This window comes from Stieleria sp. JC731 (assembly GCF_020966635.1).
GTDB lineage: Bacteria > Planctomycetota > Planctomycetia > Pirellulales > Pirellulaceae > Stieleria.
Genome location: NZ_JAJKFQ010000011.1, coordinates 151,794 through 173,462, shown reverse-complemented (window position 1 = coordinate 173,462; position 21,669 = coordinate 151,794). Strand labels below are relative to the sequence as shown.

The window sequence follows — 21,669 nt, the reverse complement described above, 5'->3', positions numbered from 1 at the left end:
GTCCGTGCAGTCGCCCCCACGTTCATCCGCCAATTCCAACGGCCACTCATCTGAAGACGAGTTCGCTTGGATTAATCCGAGCCGATTCTCGAATTGGTCGACCGCCCGACATCACCTGGAATCAATCTGGCGGTGTGGTGCACCCGCAGACCTACTGGACATGCTGCGCGAGCGACTGCTGCAACAGTTGCCGGACCTTGTCGATTTTGACGCGACGGTTTCCAACCTGGATCGATTCATCGCGGCAAGCCGCTCGCCAACATCGCTGCTGTCTCTTTTTGAGCGAGATGAAAAGGCACTTTCGACGCTGCTGCAGGTTTTCTCCACAAGTCAAACGCTCGCCAACCGGTTGATCGCCGATCCGGAAAGCTTTGACCTATTGCGCGCTAGCGACGGTCAACCTGCCGAACGTGAATACCTGGTCGACGAATTGGTCGCCGAACTGAGCACAATCGATAGCCGCAGCCGTGCCGCGCTTGCAATTAGAAAGTTTTCCAGCCGCGAAACCGCGCGAATCGCTTACGGCGAATTCGTCAGCGATATGAGTCCGGATCATGTCGGACAACAGTTGGCCTTCGTTGCCGACGCGATCCTTGAAGCGGCATTGTCGTTCACGCTGCAAAACTTGCGTTCCCAAGGTCGCTCGCCGATCCGAAGCGACGGCAAACCGATCAAGTTTTCCGTCATCGGGCTCGGACAACTCGGAGGAACCGAAATGGGTTACGGCAGCCCATTGGAGATCATGTTTCTGTACGACGCGATTGAAGAGAAGAGCGATTCACATCGTGACTTTGTCAATCAAGTCGTCTCCGACGTGATCGCACTAACCGACTCTGAAGAATCTGCCGCTCTTAGCATTCACGTCGACACATCATTTCGCCCGCTCGGCGTTGAAACGGTTATCGGCAGCGGCGACTTGGTCGCCAAGCGTCTGGAATCGGACGGACGGACGTGGCAACGAATTGAGATGATCAAAGCCCGCGTCGTTGCTGGTGACGAAGACCTCGGCAATGAACTGATCACTCGACTGCAACCTTGGATCTATCGTCGCTTCATGAGTCGTCGTGATTTCGCCGACATTCGAGCATTGCGGCGAAAGCTTCAACGACGCTTTGAATCCAAAAGCATCGAAGGTGAAGACGTCTATCTGGCTCCTGGCGGTCGCCGCGATGTCGAACTGATGATGCGGTTTCTACAACTGCTTCACGGTGGCGAAATCCAAACCGTTCGCGCCGAAAACACTTACGAAGCGATCGCGAACCTGGAACGTGAAGGTTGCTTGACGCACCAGGAATCAAGCTTGCTGACCCGCGGGTACGCGCGGTTATGCCGACTGCAACATCTATTGTCGGTTATGACTGGGCGGTACACCAGTTGCCTCCCGCACGACGAATCGATGCGGCGCCGGCTGGCTTGGCATCTGGGTGTTCGTGCTGATGACGGCACCGTCGGTGACCTTTCGCGATTCCAATCGCAGTTGCAAGAAACGTTCGAACTGAACCGCAAGGTGCTCAACCACTTGATGGTCGATGCTCCGAAAGGGGACGACGTCGATGACTTAAAAGACTTCGCCGCCGAAACGGAACTGGTGCTCGACCCGTCACCGGATGAAGAACTCGTTCGCCAAACCCTGCTCCGGCATTCGCTGACCGACATCGATCAAGCGATGGTTAACATTCGCGCGTTGTCGACCGAATCGGTTCGTTTCCTCTCGCGACGACGTTGCCACCATTTCTTTGCCTCGCTCGCGCCCAAGTTGTTGTCTGAAGTTGCCAAGACACCGGCACCCGATCGGACGCTTCAGACCCTTGCGGAAGTTGCCGATTCACTGGGCGGGAAATCTAGCCTTTGGGAATTGCTCAATACCAACCGTGCGACGCTGGAACTAATGGTTCGGCTTTGTGCCGCAACGCCATATTTGAGCGATCTATTGGTCGAAATGCCGGGGATGATTGATGAACTGATCGACTCGCTGCTAATGAATCGACTGCCGTCACCGGAACGGCTGGATGCGAAGTCCATCGACCTATGCCGGCGTGCGAACGATATCGATGTCGTACTACATGGTTTCAAAAGTAGCGCGCATCTGATGATCGGAGTTCACGACATCTTGGGCAAAGAATCGCTGGAAGCCCTTCACGGTGCTCTTAGCGATACTGCCGAAGCTTGCTTGCGGCGTGCGATCGAACATGAGCACGAACAACTGGCGGCACGGTTCGGTGACCCCGTCGATCCCGAAGGCGAACCTGCAGATCTGATCGCAGTCGCGATCGGAAAATTTGGCGGCCGCGAACCCAACTATCGAAGTGATCTCGATGTCGTGTTCTTGTATACCGACGAGGGAGAAACCCAGCGTCGAGTGGGCGGCCCGCGCAAGACCGTTAGCAATGCTCAGTTCTTTAATATGCTGACCAAAGCATTAATCCGCCGTGTGAATGATCCCAGTGACTTCGGCCAACTTTACGAACTTGATCGGCGGCTTCGCCCCGCTGGCGAAGAAGGTGTCTTGGCGGTGTCGCTTGATCAATTCGCGACTCGATTCCGTCGCGGCATTTCACCGCTTTGGCAACAGATCGCGCTCTGCAAAGCACGTGCGATTTCCGGAGGACGCCGTAAACGTGCGATGGCGAATGAATTGCTGCAATCGATTCTTGAATCCACTCAGTGGCGACCGTCGATGTTGTCGGAGCTAAAAGAATTGCGATTGCGTATTCAAGAAACGGCGAGCGACGAAAACACCAAAAGTGGTATCGGCGGTACAGTCGACATCGAATTCATTACCCAGATGTTGACCTTGGCACATATTCGCGAACACGGGCGTGAAATCCTTGGTGTCGGTGTGCTGGAATCCTTGCAAAAGCTGGCGTCCGCTGGTTTGTTGTCGACCGACGACTGTAAAATCTTGTCGGAAAACTACCGCACTTTGCGTGGTATCGAAGCGAACTTGTGTCTGATGAAAAATGAAGCCAGGCACGAGCTTCCTGAATCCGAATCGCGACTGCGTGACTTGGCTTACTTGATGCATAAGCACGACCCGCAAGAAATTCAAATGACTTTAAACGAAGCAAAGCAGTCGACTCGAAAGATCTTTGACCGGCTATTCGCCTCGGAATAACAACGATCTGCGAAGGTCAATCAATCTGGTGCTTGCTCGATGGGCGAGCCGCTCTATCCAACTGCGGCTCAACTCAAATACATCCCTGCGCGGCGATGCCTCTTTAATGAACTGTCTGGGCGGACGTACCGCCGCATTGTGCGAGTCGTTAAACTACGCGGCAACTTATCTCCACCGATTGTCCAGCCAACCGACCTGCCGCCTCTCCCGCCGATAGCCCCACCATGAATCTTGAATTCACTTCTCAGTTGTCTCAGCAGAACCAAGACCCCACATCACTAAGATCGCATCGCTGGTTCGGCCCCGATGACATGCGTTCATTCGGTCACCGGTCACGACTGAAAGGAATGGGATTTGATGACGTCGACTTTCAGAATCGACCGGTCGTGGCGATCCTGAACACCTGGAGTGAACTGAATACTTGTCATTCACATTTCAGGAATCGTGCTGACGAGGTTCGGCGTGGAATCTTGCAAGCCGGCGGCTTCCCGGTCGAAGTCCCTGTGATGTCGCTTGGTGAAATGTTGATGAAGCCAACGACCATGCTGTATCGCAATCTGTTGGCGATGGAAGTCGAAGAAGTCTTGCGGTGTCACCCGATCGATGCCGCTGTCCTGATGGGCGGATGCGACAAAACCGTTCCGGCGATGTTGATGGGTGCGATCAGTGCCGACATCCCGTCCATCTTTTTGCCCGCCGGCCCGATGCTGAAGGCTCGTTGGAAAAACGTGACATTGGGAAGCGGCAGCGATGCGTGGAAGTATTGGGACGAAAGACTTGCCGGCAATCTCTGCGACAAGGATTGGAAAGGGATCGAGAACTGCATCGGTCGTTCGGCCGGAACTTGTATGACCATGGGAACGGCCAGCACGATGGCAAGTGTCACCGAAGCGATGGGCATGTCGCTGCCAGGTGCCGCCTGCACCCCTTCGGTCGTTGCTGACCACAGCCGGCTTGCGACGCAAACGGGTCGACATGCCGTTCAGATGGCTTGGGCGAACTGGAAGCCATCGGACATCTTGGACGAAAAGTCGATCGATAACGGTGTCATGACCGCGTTGGCAATCGGCGGCAGCACCAATGCGATCGTCCACTTGATCGCAATCGCGGGGCGTTTAGATCACACGTTAACACTGGAACGGTTTGACGAACTTTCTCAAATCACTCCGGTGCTTGCCGATATTCGTCCCGGCGGGCGATTCTTGATGGAAGACTTTTTCGATGCCGGTGGTCTTCCTGCGATGCTCGAAAGGCTGCGTGACCTGCTAAACGTTGATGCGAAGACAGTCCTCGGTGGCACTCTTGGTGATCAAATCGCCGGATGCGAAGTCATCGATGATGAGGTCATTCGCACTCGTGAGAATCCGGTTTCCCACGCAGGCGGCACCTGCGTCTTGCGAGGCAACTTGGCACCGTCGGGATGCGTTATTAAGGCGCTCGCTGCGGATCCAAATCTGCTATCACACAAAGGCCCTGCCGTTGTGTTTGAGAACTATCCTGACATGAAAGCTCGAATTCACGATCCAGAACTGGATGTCACATCGGACAGCGTCATCATTTTGCGCAGTGCTGGACCTCTGGGCGCACCAGGATTTCCCGAATGGGGCATGTTGCCAATTCCAAAGAAGCTTTTGCAAGAAGGCATCCGCGACATGGTGCGAATCAGCGATGCAAGAATGAGTGGGACAAGCTATGGCACATGTGTCTTGCACATCGCACCAGAAAGTGCGGCCGGTGGCCCACTGGCATTGGTAAAGACCGGCGACATCGTGGAAATTGATGTTCCCAATCGCCGTATCCATTGGCACGTCGAAGAAGACGAGATCACTCGCCGAGCCGCCAATATTGAAAGGCCGGATGTAGTCCCGCCGCGTGGCTACGGGCATATGTATGCCAAACATGTGACCCAAGCCGACTTGGGTTGCGATTTTGACTTTTTAACCGGACGAACTCCCGGCCAAGAACCGGGCATCCACTAGTTCGCGATCGTCACTTGGTTGCCGTGTTTTCAATCGAGTCCGACTTCATCGCAGAGTCGGACTCGGCTTCAAGCACCAATCTTCTATCGATGGTATTCGTTTAAGAAGCCGCGATTAGACGCGGAACGCGGATTGAAGATCTTGCGTTCACGTTGGGGTTGATAAGCTTTTTCAATCGGTCGTCCATAGGTGATGTCATCGTGCATCACTGGTGGCATCAGGACTTGCTCCGATTCGATCACGTCACCTTCGATAACGGTGCCGTCATAAACGGGTCCATAGCTGGACGAACTTCCGCAGCTGCACCCGCCTTCGCAACCGCATGCCGGTTCGCAACTGCAAACACCTTCGCAGCCACATGCCGGTTCGAACCCGCAAGCTGGTTCCATTCCGCACCCAGGTTCGACATACGAATCGCAACTGCAAGGACCTTCACATCCGCAAGCCGGTTCGACCATGCATCCGTCACAACCGCCATCGCATCCGCCGCAAACAGGACCACGTGTCGGGGCAAATCCTCGATTGGTATGACCACCTGGACCGGTTTTGCATCCGCAATAATATCCCCACAAGCTACGCACGCCCGAAAGCGTCGGTCGGCACTTCCCGCAGCTCTGGCCGTTGAAGTTCCCACAGGAATCGCAGGGGTCGGTGCAATCGGCGGGGTGATTGACCCACGGATCGACATAGAGTTCTCCGCACCCGGTGCATGAGTCGCATGCGTCTCCGCATCCTTGTAGTTGACAGTTCATGCCCATGGGGCCAACACATCCACAAAGGCTGAATGCGACGCACCCGAGCAACAACAATCCTATACCGCGTGACATATCGTTCGATTCCGTGAAACTCGTCTTGCCCATCGACAAAGGGCGATCCATGTGACGTCCGTAACCTCACCGGTAACTGTCATCGTCAACCTAATCGTCAAAGTTGACTAATTTTGGGCAAAGCGATTCGGTGACAATCTTCTCATGGGAAATGCGCTTTCGCCGCCCTGTCAAAATTCGATACGCTCCGCGGTAATGGAATGGACCTCTCGCCCACGGGCGAGCTCTGCCTGCGACAAAGCAGGTCTGCAAAGAACTTGCTTGCGAAATAACTGCATGGATGCAATGAGAGCAACGATTCCGATGAACGAGTCAACTCAGGATGCGTGCGAGACAGAAGACGTTGTCGGACTTTCTGTCTCTAGCACCGGCTCGGCAGCATGCAAGCCTTCGCTGCTGAACTATCGATTCCGATTGTCAACGCTCTTCGGAATCGGATTGATGCTGCTGCTTTGTGTCCCCATCGTGACACTGATCGACGTGCCAATCGCACGATGGTTTGCTAGCGATCCGTTGCCGCGTGAGGTCTACAACGCTGTTGAACTGATGCGAGTATTCTCGCATGGCAGTGGAGTCTTCCTTGTTCTGTTTGGAATCTTTTTGATGGCCCCGCAGTGCCGTTGGCAGCTCCCACGGCTTGTCACATTGGCGGTTGGCGCGGGAGCGTTTGCAACCCTCGGTCGAATTTTTGTACTTCGCCCAAGACCCACCGGGCTAAACCTTGATGTCGCGTCGATCGACTCGGCTTGGCTTTGGGCGTTTGACTGGACGCTTTCCCAAGTCGCGACTTTCGACGCCAGCACACGTGCCTTTCCCAGCGGAAACATGGCAACGGCAACCGCGTTGACAATCGGTTTGTGGATGGCATTGCCAAGTGGCCGCATCCTATTTGGGCTGATTTGTTTTGGGACGGTGCTTCAGCGACTCGCTTGTGGAGCACACTTTCCCAGCGATATTTTCGGCGGTGCCTCGTTCGGTGTTTTCTGGGCGTTCATTTGCTATCACCCGAAACTGTTGGGAAATCTTTTTGACAAGATGCAGCCCGAATCGGAGCCTCGGCGTCGAAGTTTAGGTGTGATCCGATCGGAAGAAGAACCACCAACGATGGCCGCGTGATAAGGCATCGGTTGAGGTCATGGCGTGCATCAACCGCGGCTAACGCCAAAGCGGCTCAGGTGATTGCTCCAACTGAGCTGTGATCCGGTTTCTTGAACTTCGAACTTCTTCGGCGGGCAGAGCCCGCAAGACATCGTATGCGACGCGGCTCAGAGGGTGTGCTCAAAAGCCAGGGGTATGGATTCATCGCTTCGTCCACTACCGCTTTACCCTAAACCATTCTGGCTCCCCTCTCCTTCAAAACCTTCGCGGTAGGGACGCTGCAATCCCAATGGATCTCCCCGCGAAGGTTTTGAGGGAGAGGGGCTGGGGGTGAGGGTGCAAGCAGTCGGGAAAGAAGGTAGAGCAGAACCGCAAGAGAACCGCACGCTGGCGCGATTGCGGCTGACGGATCATCACTGTTTCAACCAGGCGATGACCGTAGCTCGTGGTTACCATGACGAAAAGGGTCTGCTAAACACTCAACCGCGGCTGACGCCAAAGCGGCTCAGGCGATTGCTCCAACTGAACCGTGTTCGCGCTAGCGACGGTTGCTTGAGCTACACGCCGTTGATAAACGGGATCGGGACCAAAACGGCGTGCTGCTGAACCCAGGTCTGCAATCCATCCCAACTCGTGTATTGGCTTAATGTGACAAACGCGAGGTAAATGCCCACAATCACTGGCATGAGCAAACGCACGGTCCAACGTGACCAAAAGTTGGTCCATGTTTGTGGCTTCAACGCACCGTCTTCGAAATTCGCCGCAATCTGTTTAGCTCGACGAAGTGCCAGACCAGCCGATAGTCGCGCCGGTAGGATGAACGCAACGAAGACCAAGGTCGGCAACCAAGCGACTTCACGAGGAAGGGCCTCAATCTTCAACAGATACAGCGGGATCGGAAACAGCACTAAGCTAAGCAACATCGCACCGAACCATGCCCAAGGTGCGTAACAGAACAAGCGGCGAATCCTGCGGACTTCAAACAATGCTCGAAACCGATTTTCTGCGGCGAAATGTGCTTGCAGCATTGGCAGATACATCAGCACGATCCCTAGAGCGACGCCAGCTAGAATCCCCACCAGACCGGCCAGACCGGTTTCGCCATTACGGTTAGTCGCGATGATGATCATCGCGGGCACAAGCCAAATCAGGGTCCCGATCGCACCTCGCAGTCCCAACCAAAAGTACTTCGGAAGCTGTAGTGATCGCGTGAAACTCCACAGTCGGTCAGGCAACTCTCGATAGGTGCTCGGACGCCATCCTCGTCGAATCATTCCGATCGGTTGTGGCCATAGAAAATCGATCAGTCGCGCCCCTCGGGCCAGTGCCCAAAGCAGATAAAACATCGCGGCGATGGCAGCGATCATCGCAAATGTTCTCAAGCGACCGGCTTGATTGGATCCCGGATCGACCAATGCCGCCACACTTTCAAGATGCACAAGGACTTGCACCGGAATCGCCCCGATGACAACGGCACCGGCAACGATCCCAATTCGCTTGAAGGATTCCAACTTGGGCAGGCTATCACGCAATTTTCGCCCACCGGCTAAACCGCCAGCCACATCAAGCAAATACCCAAATGTGACCAATTGAAGGATCGGCACCGCGGCGATAAACGCGAGACATACGATCATCGAAACGATGGCAAAGCTTCCAGAAATCCCCCAGGTCAGAAAGCCAATTCCCCGGCGGATAACCCCACGTTTCGGCAGCTCATCAGACGAACGCTCTGCTGCATGACTATCGGCAGTGATACTATCAGCAGTGATACTGCCTGCGGCCGCACTGGCTGGGGCGGCATCAGCGATTTGAGCCCTGTTCGTTTTGCTTTGTCGAGCTTCAGTGTCGTACTGTATTGGCCCTATCAAGCTGGCAGCGTGGATGGATGATTCGTTCACGACCAACGCCCATGACTGGAGAAAAGGAAACCGCGGATTGAAGCCTCTCGCTCACAGCGACAAAACCTGTTTAAGTCCACAACTTTGGGCAAGCTGCGAAGGCAGTGGTGAGTCTGCTGCGAGTGCCGATTTTGGCAAGTGTGATCCGAAATCTGAATAACAATCACTGTGAAACAGAGGTTGTCTGTTGGAATTCGAAAATGCTAGCTGCCAACATTTTCGCCGGCAGCTGGAGATCCTTGGTAATGGGCGCGCGATTTTAGGAAATTTTTTGCGTGGCCACACATCATTTTCACGCTCGCAAGTCCAAGTCGAATTTCCGCAGCACCGGAAACCCCCGGGTTTTCCAGCTCGGCCGGCCTGAGGGGTAGGGCGATTGTTAAGGCTGGTAAACCTTGCGGCGTCGATATTCAGCCGTCAAGGGATCGTAGCGGTTGTTCCGATTCACACTCTCGTGCCGGGCACTCCGGCTTTGCCGTCAACACCGAACATCCCGCAGAGTTTGGTTAAGTGACGGACGCATCCAGTTTTGCTCCACCGGGTACGGGGACCAATGCGACCGATCCAACTTTCCCCGGCCATCGGCCGTCGACGACGGAAGACCCAACGATGGTTCGAGCGACTCACCAAGTACGGACTGACGTTCTCGATAGCTTCCGCGATTTGTGTTGCCGACGCGTCGGCACAAGAATCACGGCTGACATCATTCGAACCATCGGTTGCTGTCGGGCGAGTCACCGATTCCAATCGTGAGACTCCCACCGTCTTGGCCGTTCGCCGCGCTAGCCCAGCCGTCGTGAACCTTCATGGTCAAAAAACTGTTCGTTCGACCGCAGCCGGAATGGCTGGCGGATCAGGCGACGGTGGTTTCAAACATGTCAACGGCATGGGAACCGGCGTGATCATCGACCCCGATGGGTACGTCATCACGAATTACCACGTTGTCGAAGACGTTGATAACATCCGCGTCACGCTGCAAGACGGATCGGTCACGACCGCTCAACTGATCGCATCGCGACCACGAAACGATTTGGCGTTGGTCAAGATCAACACCGATCAACCGTTGCCAACGATTCCGCGTGGCACCAGCAGTGATCTGATGGTCGGTGAAAGCGTGATCGCGATCGGCAATGCCTATGGCTATGTCCATACCTGCACGCAAGGGATCATCAGTGCGTTGCATCGCGACGTTCCGGTGAACGACACTCAAGACTATCAAGACCTGATCCAAATCAGTGCCGGTATCAATCCGGGCAACTCGGGCGGTCCGCTGCTGAATATCGAAGGCGAAATTATCGGTGTGAACGTCGCCGTTCGCGTCGGTGCTCAACAAATTGCCTTTGCAATTCCCATCGATCAAGTTGTAAGTATTGTTACATCGATGATCGAGGAGCATAACTCGAATCGATTCAATACCGGATTGAGTACCCAGGGTGGCCCACGCGATGGCGATGGAGTGACCATTTCCCATGTCTCCGCTAGCAGTTCAGCCGCACGGGACGGATTGAAGCCGGGTGACCGCGTGGTCCGCGTTGGGACTCGAACGGTAGACGACCGATTGGATTATTCACTGGCGATGCTTCATGCAAACCCAGGACAGGATCTTTCGATCGAAGTCGAACGGAACGGCGAAGCTCTGCAACTCGCTCTCGCCACTTCCTCGTCCGGTCACAACACTCAAGGCCCCAATGACTCCGCTTGGGCAGTCATCGGAGTTCGAGCGAAGCCGATTAGTCAATCAGCTATGAACCGGCTGAATGCTCGGATGCGAACCCCGTATCGCGGCGGACTGATGATCACCGCGGTACGCAGTGGATCGGAAGCGGCCGAGCAGGGTATCCAAGTTGGCGACGTACTGCTGGGCATTCACAACTGGCAGACCGCAAGCTTGTCTGACTTGGCCGGCATCTTGGATCATCCCGATATCAAGAAAGGCCCTCGAGCAAAGTTCTACATCGTTCGACGAGAACAAACGCTCTACGGCCACTTCCAACTGGCCGCTCGTGACCAAAACCAACGTCACTGATTGACCTTCGTCGATCACCGATGAATCTCTAGGTGGGGCAATCGAACTGCCCCCGGTTGGTCCGAAGCGACCACCGCTGTCTCGCAAACCTCATCACTGCTAGAGCAGTATTGCGAGATACCTTTTTTCAAATGCTCGTCCCGGAGTAAGCTCTTCGAACCCGCTATTTCGAGGAGCTTACTGACCCAGCCGGGACGAGCGTTTGAGTTTCTTTTTCGCAGTGCCCCAACTCGGCGAACCCGTCAGCTAGACTGACTTCATGGGCAGATTCATCGAGCTACCGAACCGAACGAACAGCGCTGGCCTGGCCGGATCATCAGGCATGATCGCGGTGTTCGCGATGTTGTGTCTGATCGCAATTGCACCAAGGTTTGCTTCAGCAGCCGATCGTACATTCGCGTACTCGATCGATCCCGATCCTGTTGTGCCCGATCACTTTGTCGACCCGGCCGCACGTGCCTGCGCCGCGCAACCGCAAAGTGATCTTCCCGCATGGGATGTTCCAGGCTGGGTAAACTACATGCGGCTGTGGTCCACTTTGGCTGCGGATCCTGACAATCAGTCCATACGGCAGTTCCTCAGTTTGCCAATTGGTGACGAAGCGAAGCTTTCATTGGCTGCAATCAAAGCGTCCCGTGGACGTAGTGCACCATCGTGGATTGGTTGGAAACCGGGTAGCTACGCTCAAGTAGACACGCCACACTTTCAAATCTTTTCACGGTCCGACCGAGAACGCACAACGGAAGTCGCCGAAGATCTTGAACGCTGCTATTGGGTGTGGACGCAGTTGTTTTTTCCGCTCTGGGATAGCAACGCCCAAGTGGCTCTGCATCTGGGCGATGACACGAACAAGCCGATCGAATCGCTACTGCAAGAGGCCCGAGGTCGACTTTCGTCGCGAAAGAAAATGCGAGTCGTCTTGTTGCGTGACGCTGATGACTACGGCCGAACGTTGGCACGTCTGACCGGCGGCTCTGTCAAATCATTGTCGCAGTCAACAGGTTTCTATAGCTCCGAACGAAGGACATCTTTCTTTTACCCAACCGACAAGAGCGATGGGATCGCTTCACGAAGACATGAACTGGTGCACCAGCTATTTCGTGAAGCGACACGGAATTCGCTAAGCGGAGATATCGCGGGCGAGTCGGCTGATTTTTGGTTGATCGAAGGCATTGCGGGCTATTTTGAATCGCTTCACTTTTCAAAGGGCTATGCGACCGTCGGTGGCTGGGACAGTCCACGAATCCAGTTTGCGAGGTATCGAATATTCGCGAACCAGCAAATCGTTCCCTTGGATGAACTGCGGCCTGATGGACGCGACGCCGTCCAACAGCGTGGTGATCTCGCTCAGTTTTATGCCTTTGCGATCGGTTACACGCACTGGATGATGGACGGCGAAAATGATTCGGCACGGCGATGGCTATATGCTCGACTGGCCAGTCTGTATCGCATCCGAACGGAAGTCCCTCTTGCCGATGGGATCACAGTCGACTCGCCAGGGTTTGATTCAGGCAGCCCCGAACGTGGATTGGTCGGTCTGTTGCGAGTTGACGATTCACATCTCGTGTCCAACCCGGTTGATCGCAATTTAGAAGAACTATGCCTTCGCGGCACAATGGTCGGGCCCAAAGGCCTCCAGTCGATCGGACAGTCAACGCAGCTCCGCTGGCTGGACCTTTCCGGTTTGCCGATCGAGTCTGACCAATTGTTGTCGTTCGTTCCAGAGCCTTCGAAGCTTGAACAACTCTCTTTGGAAGGATGCAAAATCGACAATCAAGTTGCTGGCTGGATTGCCAAAGCAACCTCGCTTGAAGAGCTTGATGTCACCAATACCGCTTGCGGTGACCCCCTCGTCCAAGCTTTGAACAAGCTAAAGTCACTTCAAACACTATGGCTGACCAACACGGTGGTGACTGACGCCGTACTTGTTGACCTCGCCGGGCTACCTCGTATCGAAACGATTGACGTGCGTGGAACATCGGTTTCCGCCAGCGGGCTTGCGAAACTTCGGCGTAAACATCCCGAGTGGAACTTAAATCCTAACTAGTCCGCCAATCTCACCGATGTGCCTGAACGTCCTAGCGATTGAACCGTACTACGGTGGCAGCCATCGCGTCTTCATTGATTCAGTCGCTGGAAATTCAATCCACCAATGGACTCTCGCAACGCTGCCAGCTAGACACTGGAAATGGCGTATGCGTTCGGCACCGATGGTGTTGGCGAAACAACTTCGGGACAAGTTGTCGGACCAGTCGCCCCCGAATGTAATATTCTGTAGCGACATGCTGGACCTGCCAGTCTTCCTTGGATCGGTTGCGCGTTTGCAGTATTTTCACGAATGGATCTCGGCGGTTCCGATCGTGACTTATTATCACGAAAACCAATGGGCCTATCCGACAGCTCCGAGGTCCCAGCCAGACTATCACTACGGTTTTACAAACCTGCTGACCGCAGCACTAAGCACGGAATGTTGGTTTAACTCTCGCTACAACAGAGAAACCTTTCTGCAGCATTCTCGTCGCTTTCTGAGGCGTATGCCGGACGATCGCGACGCGATCGATCTGGATTACATCGAGCAACGTTGTCGCGTTTTCTACCCTGGGTTTACGACCTTCGAAACAAACCGCACTGATGAGCAGCGTCCCCGCGGCCTGAGACTGGGCTGGGTCGGTCGATTTGAAGCGGACAAGAGGCCCGATCGCTTTTTCGATCTCCTTGTTGAGCTACAGAAAAGGTCCTTTGAGTTTGAACTGATTCTTTTAGGAGAACGTGGCCGCGAAGTCGAATCGCATGACCAAATCGCTTCACGTTTCAAAGATCAGATTCTTTTCGATGGCTATGCTGACAGCCAAGACGATTACCACGCAAAGCTACAAGAGATCGACGTAGTCGTGTCGACCGCTGACCACGAGTTCTTTGGGATCGCGATGTGCGAAGCGATTTGGGCCGGTGCCGTTCCCGTCGTGCCCAACGGGCTGGCATATCCCGAATACGTCCCCGATCCCCTGCGTTTCCAAACGATCAACGAAGCCGCCAACCTCATCGAATCACTTCATGCCCCCGAAAAACGCACAACCTATTCGGCCACCTGCCAAACAAGAATCCAACACCTAACAAACCCCCAGACAACCGCAGAAATCGACGAGCGATTGCGACAACTTGTCGGATGAAAAGTAGCGGCTGAATTCCATGCAAGTGCATCCCATGAAGTTTGCCAAGCGTTACGAGACACGTCGGCATAACACATAAACGACTGCCACACGTGATCGTGCGGCAGTCGTTTTGCGTTGGCGTTGCAAGCTTTGGCTTGACTTCTTAGATCAGGTCGCCGGGTAGTGGATCGTAGGTGCCGTTGTAGTTGTGGAAGACAATATCAACAGCCCGTTCACCGGCGAGTGCTCCAACGATGACGCCTCCTTCATCCTTTCCGTCAGGTGATGGGTTGGTGACAAGACCACCGTTGTTGGAACCGACCTCTGGGGCAGGCTCTTTCGAATTGCTTTCTTCACCAACGGGATCACGAGTCAGATCGTTACGCGTTAGCGGATCATTGTCAGGTGATGCCTCGCCACCGCTGGCCTTTCCGCCAGTCGGAGCCCCAAAAGGTTCGTTCCCATCTCCGCGATCATTGTCGGGGTTGGGCATTTCGGTTCCGGAGTCAACATCATCACCGGCATCGCCCTCGTCACCTGTGTCGCCCTCGCTACCATCATCGATTGGGTTGCCATCTTCATCGTATTCGTCGCTGGTCAGATACAGAAAGACTTCGGCATTGTTCGACGCATTGTCCGTTTCGTCCTCATGCTGCTTCGATTCGGTCTGCGCGGCCCTATCTGCTGCATTGTTCGCATCATGCAAAGCGACATTCGAACCATGATTACCGTGGTAGCGTCCGACATTTTCCTGATCGGCTTGCTCCTCCTGCGCTCGCCCCTGTCGTTCTGCCATTTCGGTCGTCAACGTCCCGGCTTTGGCCCCGGTTAGGGCTTCCGAATTAAGATTGTCCTGACCTTTGTTTAGCCCCAAATCATCGGGCGAAATTTCGAACGTATCGCTGATCCCGCCCAGCTTCCCGCTTCCAAAATTGTCAACGTTTTCACCAGCGATTTTTCCGGCTAGGTCTTCGACGATTTTCGATGCGTCGAGACCATTTTTCAGATCGATTTCTGTCGAGACTTCGACTTTCGAAACTTCCGCGGCTTCAGGTTTCACCGAATCTTTCAGGTCTTCGAAGTCGAACGCATCGGCAGCCAGCAGTCGGCGTGATTCCAAGTTTTGAAGTCCGGTTCCGATTCGGTAGCAGCTGTGTTTTCGCATGTTGTGTAAATCCAGTTGTCGTAGAAAAGAAAGACGCTTTGGCGTCTCGAACAGACAAGCGGAGCTGCAACGAAACTGTTACGCGAAAAGAAAAACTTTTTCCCGAGGACATCGTTTTCGCCCTCGGTGCAGAGCATTTCCCTAGGGGGCGTCTAGAGAATCGCCCCAGATCGGCTCAGATATTCGCGGCGTATCGCGACCTAAAGTAGATCGAAACACACCGCGAATCGGCTAAAAAACAACGGCGTATGAGGCTTTAGATTTTAGATGGAACGAACCGGGGCACTCGATCGGTGCTGAAGATTCGTTCGATCGCCGTTGGTGGGGGAAGCGGATCTAGACGTTGTCGAAGTCTTCGAAATCATCCAGTTCGACGTCTTCTTGTTCCTCGTCGTCCTTGCCGGTGCTGAGGCCGAATTCGTCACTGATTTCGTCGTCAATTTCGATTTCGTAGTCGTCGTTGAGTTCTTCTTCGAAGTCATCGTCGAAGTCGTCATCGAAGTCATCTTCGTCGATGTCGTCGAAGTCATCTAAATCGTCGTCGTCGTCCAGCCCGTCGTTGAACTCGTCATCGACTTCCTCGCCGCCCATGTCGTCGTCGAAGCCATCGCCGTCGTCGTCATCGTCCATGTCGTCGTCATCGTCGTCGTCCATATCCCCAGAGACGGCTGGATTTTTGACGATCCCACCTGTTTGCCAATGTGGAACATTGCCCACGGTCGGGCTGACGGACGTCAGTGGGTTCAGCTGTTCAGCTACGGAATCGGCTAGGGCAACACTCATCAAAAAACCGGAGTTACAAATAATTGTGGGGAATGGAAGCGGGTAATTTAGTTGTCCCGGGACCAGAAGGAACCAGTTGACCGTTCGAAAGCCGCAAGTGGATCGGCCGACGGGTCGAAATGCCGCGGCACCGATCCGTCATCTCAGGGGTGTGCAGGCAAGCACGGGCGACTGATATTCGCCGCCGTAACTTGTGGATAAAGACTGGCCACGATGCCGATAGTCCGTTACGGGTACGGACTGACGTCCGATCTGTCATGGCCCAGGTGCCGGCTACCCATGACGCAGATCAGCCTAGTCCAATGGACGCACATTTTGATACCTAAGCCGGTTCCGGCAAGTGACCCTACCGAAATTTCATCCCGTTACGAGATTTTGGCGGCTTTTGATCGCGTTCACAACGCTGTCACGCCAGCCTATTGGGTCAAAATCGGAGTGTTTTAGCCACCTTCGTTAGGAAGCACACGTCATGGATCGACGAATCAAACGGCTGTCCCGCCTCGTATCGCCGAATAAGCCGCTCGCGGCCATGCTTTTCCGGCCGGTATCGGCCCATGCCTGCACCTACTTTGCGATTGCGATGATTATGACAGCAATCACAGGGTGCGCAGGTCGACAGTACGGTCATTTGCTGGCCAATGAAGACAAGGATCTGGTCGGCAGTCATGCCGCTGGTGCGGCGACCTGGAACCCCCTTGTCGAACAGTCGGTCGCACAGCTGCTGTCCCGCTGCCCACCCAATGTCCAACCGGTGGCTTTCGAAGTTTCTGACGATATGCCAATGGATCCCCAAGCGATCAATGCGGCACTTGCCTCCGGCGGACCTTCGACGATCTGTTTCGTTGGCATCGAAAACAAGAGCGCCGAAGAATTGGGCGACTTCAAAGACCAGTTGTACGAACAAATCGATAGCCAGATTAATTCCGGTTCGTATCGCGCGATCAGCCGACGAGTTGTCGAAACGGCACTGCGTGAATGCCGGCTCCGTCCAGATTCGCTGTTCTTGCCCGCCAACCGTGACGCGTTCACCGCGACGCTTGGCCGCAGTGGTTCGCCTGTGGACTACCTGTTGTTCGCGACCATCACGACAGGCACCACCGACCGCAATAAGTCAAGCCAACGTGACTACCTGCTGACCCTGGAAATGGTCAATGTTCACACCGGCGACTTCTTGAAGGAATCGGCCAAGATCCGCAAAGGCTATTCCAAGTCCCGCGCCGGCAAATGGTGGAACTACGGCTTTTTCGACCAAGCAGATGGTTGATCGAACCGCAAACAGGTTATATCCGCAGGTCGGGATAGATCGTCCAAGCAGGTTTAACGCGGCCCCCGGTGTCAGATCACGCCTAGTGCTTCGTTCGACATGAAAAGATGGGTTCGAGTTATCAGCCGACGGGCGTTAGCCCCGGTTATTGAACCGAAATCGTGGCTAACGCCATGCGGCTAATCCTAAAATCGAGTTGGAACGAGGCATTAGTGCTTCGTTCGACATGAAAAGATGGGTTCGAGTTATCAGCCGACGGGCGTTAGCCCCGGTTTATTGAACCGAAACCGTGGCTACCGCCATGCGGCAAATCCTAGGCGCACCCCGGTCCGACCAAAGTTGAACCTGTTGGATACACGCGAAAGAAGGCACACACAACTTGCTTCAGCGATCGACGCGAAGATTATCGCTGCATCGACCGACAATCGCTTGGTCGACCGCGTGTGTCTGCGCGCTGCTGGTAGGCTGTCGCACTAACGGCCCCAAGCTTGCCGACGCGCATGCGGCTTTTCGGACAGGCAACTTAGCCGCTGCAGCGACGACACTTGAAAAATTGAGTGACGGAAGGAAGAAAGCACGGTCTGTCAGTGAGCTTGATTTGGCGATCGTCAATCTGGCTCAAGGTGATAGCGGGCAAGCCGAGTCGCGTTTGCGAAAGCTCCGCGATCACTTTGACACGGTTGGCGGAGTTGGCCTGGACGACGCCGCGTCGCTTGCAACCGATGATACCAAGCGAGATTTTCAGCTCGCCGGTTATGAGCAAGTCCTCCTGCGTTCGATGCTTGCCGTCACGTCACTGGCCTCAGGCAGCGGTGATGCTTCCGCGTACTGCTTGCAGGCCCAAACGCGATCAAGAGACCTCGTCGATGTTGCGAAATCTGATCAAGAAGCGAACACCTTGGCAGTCGCGTTAGCACCGTACCTGCACGGAACACTCCGCGAAGCGACTCATCAGAACTACGACGACGCGCTGCGTTCATTTCAGTTGGTCAGTGCGATCCAGCCAAGCTTTCTTCCCGCCGCAGAAGACATTCAGCGAGTCGGCGAAGGCGTTCACAGTCGGCCCGGGCACGGCGTGCTTTACGTCATCGCATTTGTCGGGGTGGGCCCCCAACTGATCGAATCGGTTGCCCCAACGACGACGCAATCATTGCAAATCGCATCCACCTTGGTACGCCATGCGAGTGTGAATAAGAAAGACGACGAGGATGACGACACAATCGTTCTACCCACGATCGCCGAGGTCAAGGTCCCACAGGTCTACGTCCCACCGAGCCCCATCGCGGCCGTCGGCGTTTCGCTCGGCGGCGGCCCTTTCCTAGGGGCGACTCAGCCGTTGACGGATGTGGCGAACCTCGCGAGCGAACGCTTGGAAGCAGAGATGCCGTGGATCATCGGCCGGGCAGTAGCTCGACGGGCGATCAAAGAAGCCAGTGTTTCGACAGCTTCAGGAGCACTCGGGCTCAATGGCAACGCGGCTTCGGTCTTTCAGTTTGCCGCCGTCAACGCGTGGGCAGCGACCGAACATGCCGACACCCGCTGTTGGTCCATGCTGCCACGTGAATTTCAAGTTCTCCGTGCCGAATTGCCTATCGGTGAGCACAGTGTTGATCTTTCTGGCTTAGGCCCCGACGGGGGTGCGTTTTCCGCCCCGCATCGCCAATCGGTCGAAATTGTCGATGGCCGAAACACCTACCTGTTTGTCTTTGCACCTGAAAGCATTGTTTCCGTGGTCTCGCCGCCAAGATAAGATGAGCACTTCATATTGCTCAGGCGGGACAGATAGAACCAATGAATGCTACACCGGGATCGGCGACTTTCGTGATCCCCACGATGAACGAAGAGGACACGGTCGCAACCCTGGTCGAAAAGATCGACGAAGTCTGTCATGGCTTGGGGCTGACGCACGATATCCTGTTCATTGATGATGGGTCGACCGATCAGACATGGCCTCGAATCGTCTCGCTGTCGCGGGAGAAATCCCATGTCGTTGGACTTCGCTTTCGCCGAAACTTTGGCAAAGCAGCCGCTCTGGCCGCCGGGTTCGCCCGTGCCCAAGGCGATATCGTTTTCACGATGGATGCCGACCTGCAAGATGACCCTGTTGAGATCCCCAAGTTCCTGGCCAAGCTGGACGAAGGATACGACGTCGTTAGTGGCTGGAAACAAAAGCGGCATGACCCGCTAGACAAGACAATGCCCAGCAAGGTGTTCAATCGATTGGTTAGCCGTTTAACCGGGGTCAAGCTAAACGATCACAATTGTGGTTTCAAAGCCTACCGCCAGCCGGTTACCAAAGACGTCACGCTTTATGGCGAACGCCACCGATTTGTTCCGGTTCTGGCGGCCGCGCGTGGCTGGAAGATTGGCGAAGTTTCGGTGGTTCACCACGCCCGGCAATTCGGTCAGAGCAAATATGGCGTGTCGCGGTTGGCGAAAGGCTTCTTGGATTTGCTTTCGATCTTTTTCCTAACCACATTTGGAAAACGCCCATTCCACTTCATCGGTGCGATAGGCATGCTGTTTTTCATTACCGGTGGTCTCGGCATGATCTACCTTTCGATTCACCGTGTTCTGTCTTGGCAGATCGAAGCGATGGAAGACTTTCACCTCCATCGGTCACCTCTTTTTTACTACTGCATCACCGCGTTACTGTTGGGATCACAATTGTTCTTAGCTGGCTTGTTGTCTGAATTGATTGTCTCCTTGTCCGAACAAACAAAATCGCCCTACAGCATCGCCGAAGAAACGGAGTCGGCCGAATGAGCGATTTCCGTTCCGATGCCACTTGGACGCGAAGCGTTTACGCCCTGTTGATTGTCGCGACGCTCTCGATCGTCTCCGGTCGGATTGCGGTCGTGATCAGCCGCGAAGGCGACACTGCTTTTTTAAGTGCGAACGATCGGTCTCGCTGGTGCACCATCGCGGCCCTTGTCGAACACGGCAGCTATGAAATCGACGGATACCTGAATCGACGTGGTGCGAAACGCAACCGCCGTCCTTGGTCAACGATCGATCTGGTACGTCACAAAGGCAGAGACGGAAAACTTCATTACTACAGCAGCAAGCCGCCTTTGTTGCCAACCATCTACGCCGGTGTTTACTACTGCGTTGCCAATACCATGGGGATGTGGCTCAGCGATCAACCGATCTACATCGCTCGCATCATCCTTTGGTTGGTGAATGTACCGACGCTGCTGATCTTTCTATTGGCGACAATCGCTTCAATCGATCGAGTCACGCCGAACGCTTGGGCCAAGTGCTTTCTGGCCGCCGCAACTTGCTTGGGAACGATGTTAGTTCCTTTCACGATCGCGCTGAACAATCACTTGCCGGCCGCAGCTTGCGCGGCTACCGCTCTATACGTGTTTGTCCGATCGTTCGATCACAAACAGGGCTTTGGCTGGTGGCTACTCGCCGGCCTCGCGGGAGGATTATTGGCAGCTAACGAACTGCCCGCACTTTCGATGACGGTCTTCTTCGGTGGGCTGTTATTGCTGGTTCGCCGCGAAGGCATCCTCGGTTACTCGCTAGGCGTCGCGATCATCGCCATAGCGTTCTTTTCGACGAATTGGATCGCGCACCAAAGTCTTCGACCACCCTACACACACCGCGGGGATGGCGAATTGCTTGTCGCCGACATCGGCGAGATCGGTGATGAAACCGATAGGCTAAAAGCTCTGCTGGTGGAGCAGGGTTTGGCAACGGATACTTCAACAGTTCAACGCTTCCCTTCACGTGTGGAAAATCGGGAGCGAGTCCTTGTCGACGGAAAAACACAGCTAGGGCTGATCGAAAACGAAAACGGCTCGCGAGAAATCCGGGCATGGGACGACTGGTATGACTACCCCGGTAGCTACTGGGTCGACGGAAGGCGACAAGGCGTTGACCGAGGTGAACCGTCGCGATTGACTTACTTTGCGAACATGACGATCGGTCACTACGGCCTATTTTCACTGACCCCGATTTGGTTTCTGGTCCCAATCGGATTCGCCGGTGCGTTCTCGGCTGGGAAACGCGAACACATGCTATTGCTAGCAGCGATCACCACTGCGACAGTCGTCTGCTTGGCGTTTTATGTCATGCGACCAGAGATCGATCGAAACTACGGCGGTGTCAGTGTTTGCTTCCGCTGGATGCTGTGGTTCGCCCCGCTGTGGTTGTTTGCCTGTTCCCAGCCGGCAAACTGGCTAGCCGAGCGAACTTGGGGAAGGGCACTGGGCCTCGCATTGCTAGCATCAAGCATCATTTCGATGTCGACAGCACTCAACAGTCCCTGGCAGTCTCCCTGGCTATACCGCTTCTGGACGTTTTTGGGCTGGATTGTGACCGGATGAGAAAACTAGTATCCGTGTTTGATGG

General features: G+C 54.8%; 14 protein-coding genes. 10 read left to right on the top strand and 4 right to left on the bottom strand.

Features of this window, described 5'->3' with window-relative positions; genetic code table 11:
- Positions 1-4: 4 nt before the first annotated feature.
- Positions 5-3,115 (top strand): glutamate-ammonia-ligase adenylyltransferase, encoded by a 3,111-nt coding sequence (locus tag LOC67_RS17760; RefSeq protein ID WP_230264003.1) that lies wholly within the window; start codon positions 5-7, stop codon positions 3,113-3,115.
- A 224-nt stretch (positions 3,116-3,339) separates the two neighbouring features.
- Entirely contained in the window at positions 3,340-5,094 is a 1,755-nt protein-coding gene (araD, locus tag LOC67_RS17755; protein ID WP_230264002.1) for an L-arabinonate dehydratase, read from the top strand.
- Positions 5,095-5,177: 83 nt separating this feature from the next.
- On the opposite strand, the gene LOC67_RS17750 is transcribed toward araD, so the two are convergent.
- Positions 5,178-5,483 (bottom strand): hypothetical protein, encoded by a 306-nt coding sequence (locus tag LOC67_RS17750; RefSeq protein WP_230264001.1) that lies wholly within the window; start codon positions 5,481-5,483, stop codon positions 5,178-5,180.
- A 741-nt stretch (positions 5,484-6,224) separates the two neighbouring features.
- Here LOC67_RS17750 and LOC67_RS17745 point away from each other — a divergent pair.
- Positions 6,225-7,037: a phosphatase PAP2 family protein gene (locus tag LOC67_RS17745; protein ID WP_230264000.1), complete on the top strand. Its 813-nt coding sequence runs from the start codon at positions 6,225-6,227 to the stop codon at positions 7,035-7,037.
- Between the two features lie 539 nt (positions 7,038-7,576).
- On the opposite strand, the gene LOC67_RS17740 is transcribed toward LOC67_RS17745, so the two are convergent.
- Positions 7,577-8,917, bottom strand: a complete 1,341-nt coding sequence (locus LOC67_RS17740) for a DUF4013 domain-containing protein (RefSeq protein WP_230263999.1) — start codon at positions 8,915-8,917, stop codon at positions 7,577-7,579.
- 553 nt (positions 8,918-9,470) lie between these two features.
- On the opposite strand from LOC67_RS17740, the gene LOC67_RS17735 reads away from it, so the two are divergent.
- The 3 genes from LOC67_RS17735 to LOC67_RS17725 all read left to right on the top strand — a co-directional run bounded on the left by LOC67_RS17735 (position 9,471) and on the right by LOC67_RS17725 (position 14,113).
- Complete coding sequence (locus LOC67_RS17735) at positions 9,471-10,943, top strand: trypsin-like peptidase domain-containing protein (protein ID WP_230263998.1); 1,473 nt, start codon at positions 9,471-9,473, stop codon at positions 10,941-10,943.
- A gap of 259 nt (positions 10,944-11,202) precedes the next feature.
- Positions 11,203-12,990 (top strand): leucine-rich repeat domain-containing protein, encoded by a 1,788-nt coding sequence (locus LOC67_RS17730; RefSeq protein WP_230263997.1) that lies wholly within the window; start codon positions 11,203-11,205, stop codon positions 12,988-12,990.
- Between the two features lie 16 nt (positions 12,991-13,006).
- The gene (locus LOC67_RS17725) at positions 13,007-14,113 is read left to right on the top strand and encodes a DUF3524 domain-containing protein (protein ID WP_230263996.1); all 1,107 of its coding nucleotides are present in this window, start codon (positions 13,007-13,009) and stop codon (positions 14,111-14,113) included.
- Positions 14,114-14,258: 145 nt separating this feature from the next.
- On the opposite strand, the gene LOC67_RS17720 is transcribed toward LOC67_RS17725, so the two are convergent.
- Both LOC67_RS17720 and LOC67_RS17715 read right to left on the bottom strand, forming a co-directional pair.
- Positions 14,259-15,260 carry a hypothetical protein gene (locus tag LOC67_RS17720; RefSeq protein WP_230263995.1) on the bottom strand — a complete coding sequence of 334 codons (1,002 nt, stop codon included), beginning with the start codon at positions 15,258-15,260 and terminating at the stop codon, positions 14,259-14,261.
- 336 nt (positions 15,261-15,596) lie between these two features.
- Entirely contained in the window at positions 15,597-16,043 is a 447-nt protein-coding gene (locus LOC67_RS17715) for a hypothetical protein (protein ID WP_230263994.1), read from the bottom strand.
- Between the two features lie 469 nt (positions 16,044-16,512).
- Here LOC67_RS17715 and LOC67_RS17710 point away from each other — a divergent pair, with 469 nt between their 5' ends.
- From LOC67_RS17710 to LOC67_RS17695, 4 genes are all read left to right on the top strand, one after another.
- Positions 16,513-17,307: a penicillin-binding protein activator LpoB gene (locus LOC67_RS17710; protein WP_230263993.1), complete on the top strand. Its 795-nt coding sequence runs from the start codon at positions 16,513-16,515 to the stop codon at positions 17,305-17,307.
- Positions 17,308-17,860: 553 nt separating this feature from the next.
- Complete coding sequence (locus LOC67_RS17705) at positions 17,861-19,057, top strand: hypothetical protein (protein WP_230263992.1); 1,197 nt, start codon at positions 17,861-17,863, stop codon at positions 19,055-19,057.
- A gap of 41 nt (positions 19,058-19,098) precedes the next feature.
- A complete protein-coding gene (locus tag LOC67_RS17700; RefSeq protein WP_230263991.1) occupies positions 19,099-20,073 on the top strand; it encodes a glycosyltransferase family 2 protein in 975 nt (324 codons plus the stop codon).
- Positions 20,070-21,644 (top strand): hypothetical protein, encoded by a 1,575-nt coding sequence (locus LOC67_RS17695; protein WP_230263990.1) that lies wholly within the window; start codon positions 20,070-20,072, stop codon positions 21,642-21,644. The genes LOC67_RS17700 and LOC67_RS17695 overlap by 4 nt, the downstream gene beginning before the upstream one ends.
- Positions 21,645-21,669 lie beyond the last annotated feature (25 nt).

Coding starts and splice junctions, on each gene's coding strand:
- araD (WP_230264002.1), top strand. CDS start 3,340: ATGAATCTTGAATTCACTTCTCAGTTGTCTCAGCAGAACCAAGACCCC.
- LOC67_RS17750 (WP_230264001.1), bottom strand. CDS start 5,483: ATGGAACCAGCTTGCGGGTTCGAACCGGCATGTGGCTGCGAAGGTGTT.
- LOC67_RS17745 (WP_230264000.1), top strand. CDS start 6,225: ATGAACGAGTCAACTCAGGATGCGTGCGAGACAGAAGACGTTGTCGGA.
- LOC67_RS17735 (WP_230263998.1), top strand. CDS start 9,471: ATGCGACCGATCCAACTTTCCCCGGCCATCGGCCGTCGACGACGGAAG.
- LOC67_RS17730 (WP_230263997.1), top strand. CDS start 11,203: ATGGGCAGATTCATCGAGCTACCGAACCGAACGAACAGCGCTGGCCTG.
- LOC67_RS17725 (WP_230263996.1), top strand. CDS start 13,007: ATGTGCCTGAACGTCCTAGCGATTGAACCGTACTACGGTGGCAGCCAT.
- LOC67_RS17720 (WP_230263995.1), bottom strand. CDS start 15,260: ATGCGAAAACACAGCTGCTACCGAATCGGAACCGGACTTCAAAACTTG.
- LOC67_RS17715 (WP_230263994.1), bottom strand. CDS start 16,043: ATGAGTGTTGCCCTAGCCGATTCCGTAGCTGAACAGCTGAACCCACTG.
- LOC67_RS17710 (WP_230263993.1), top strand. CDS start 16,513: ATGGATCGACGAATCAAACGGCTGTCCCGCCTCGTATCGCCGAATAAG.
- LOC67_RS17700 (WP_230263991.1), top strand. CDS start 19,099: ATGAATGCTACACCGGGATCGGCGACTTTCGTGATCCCCACGATGAAC.
- LOC67_RS17695 (WP_230263990.1), top strand. CDS start 20,070: ATGAGCGATTTCCGTTCCGATGCCACTTGGACGCGAAGCGTTTACGCC.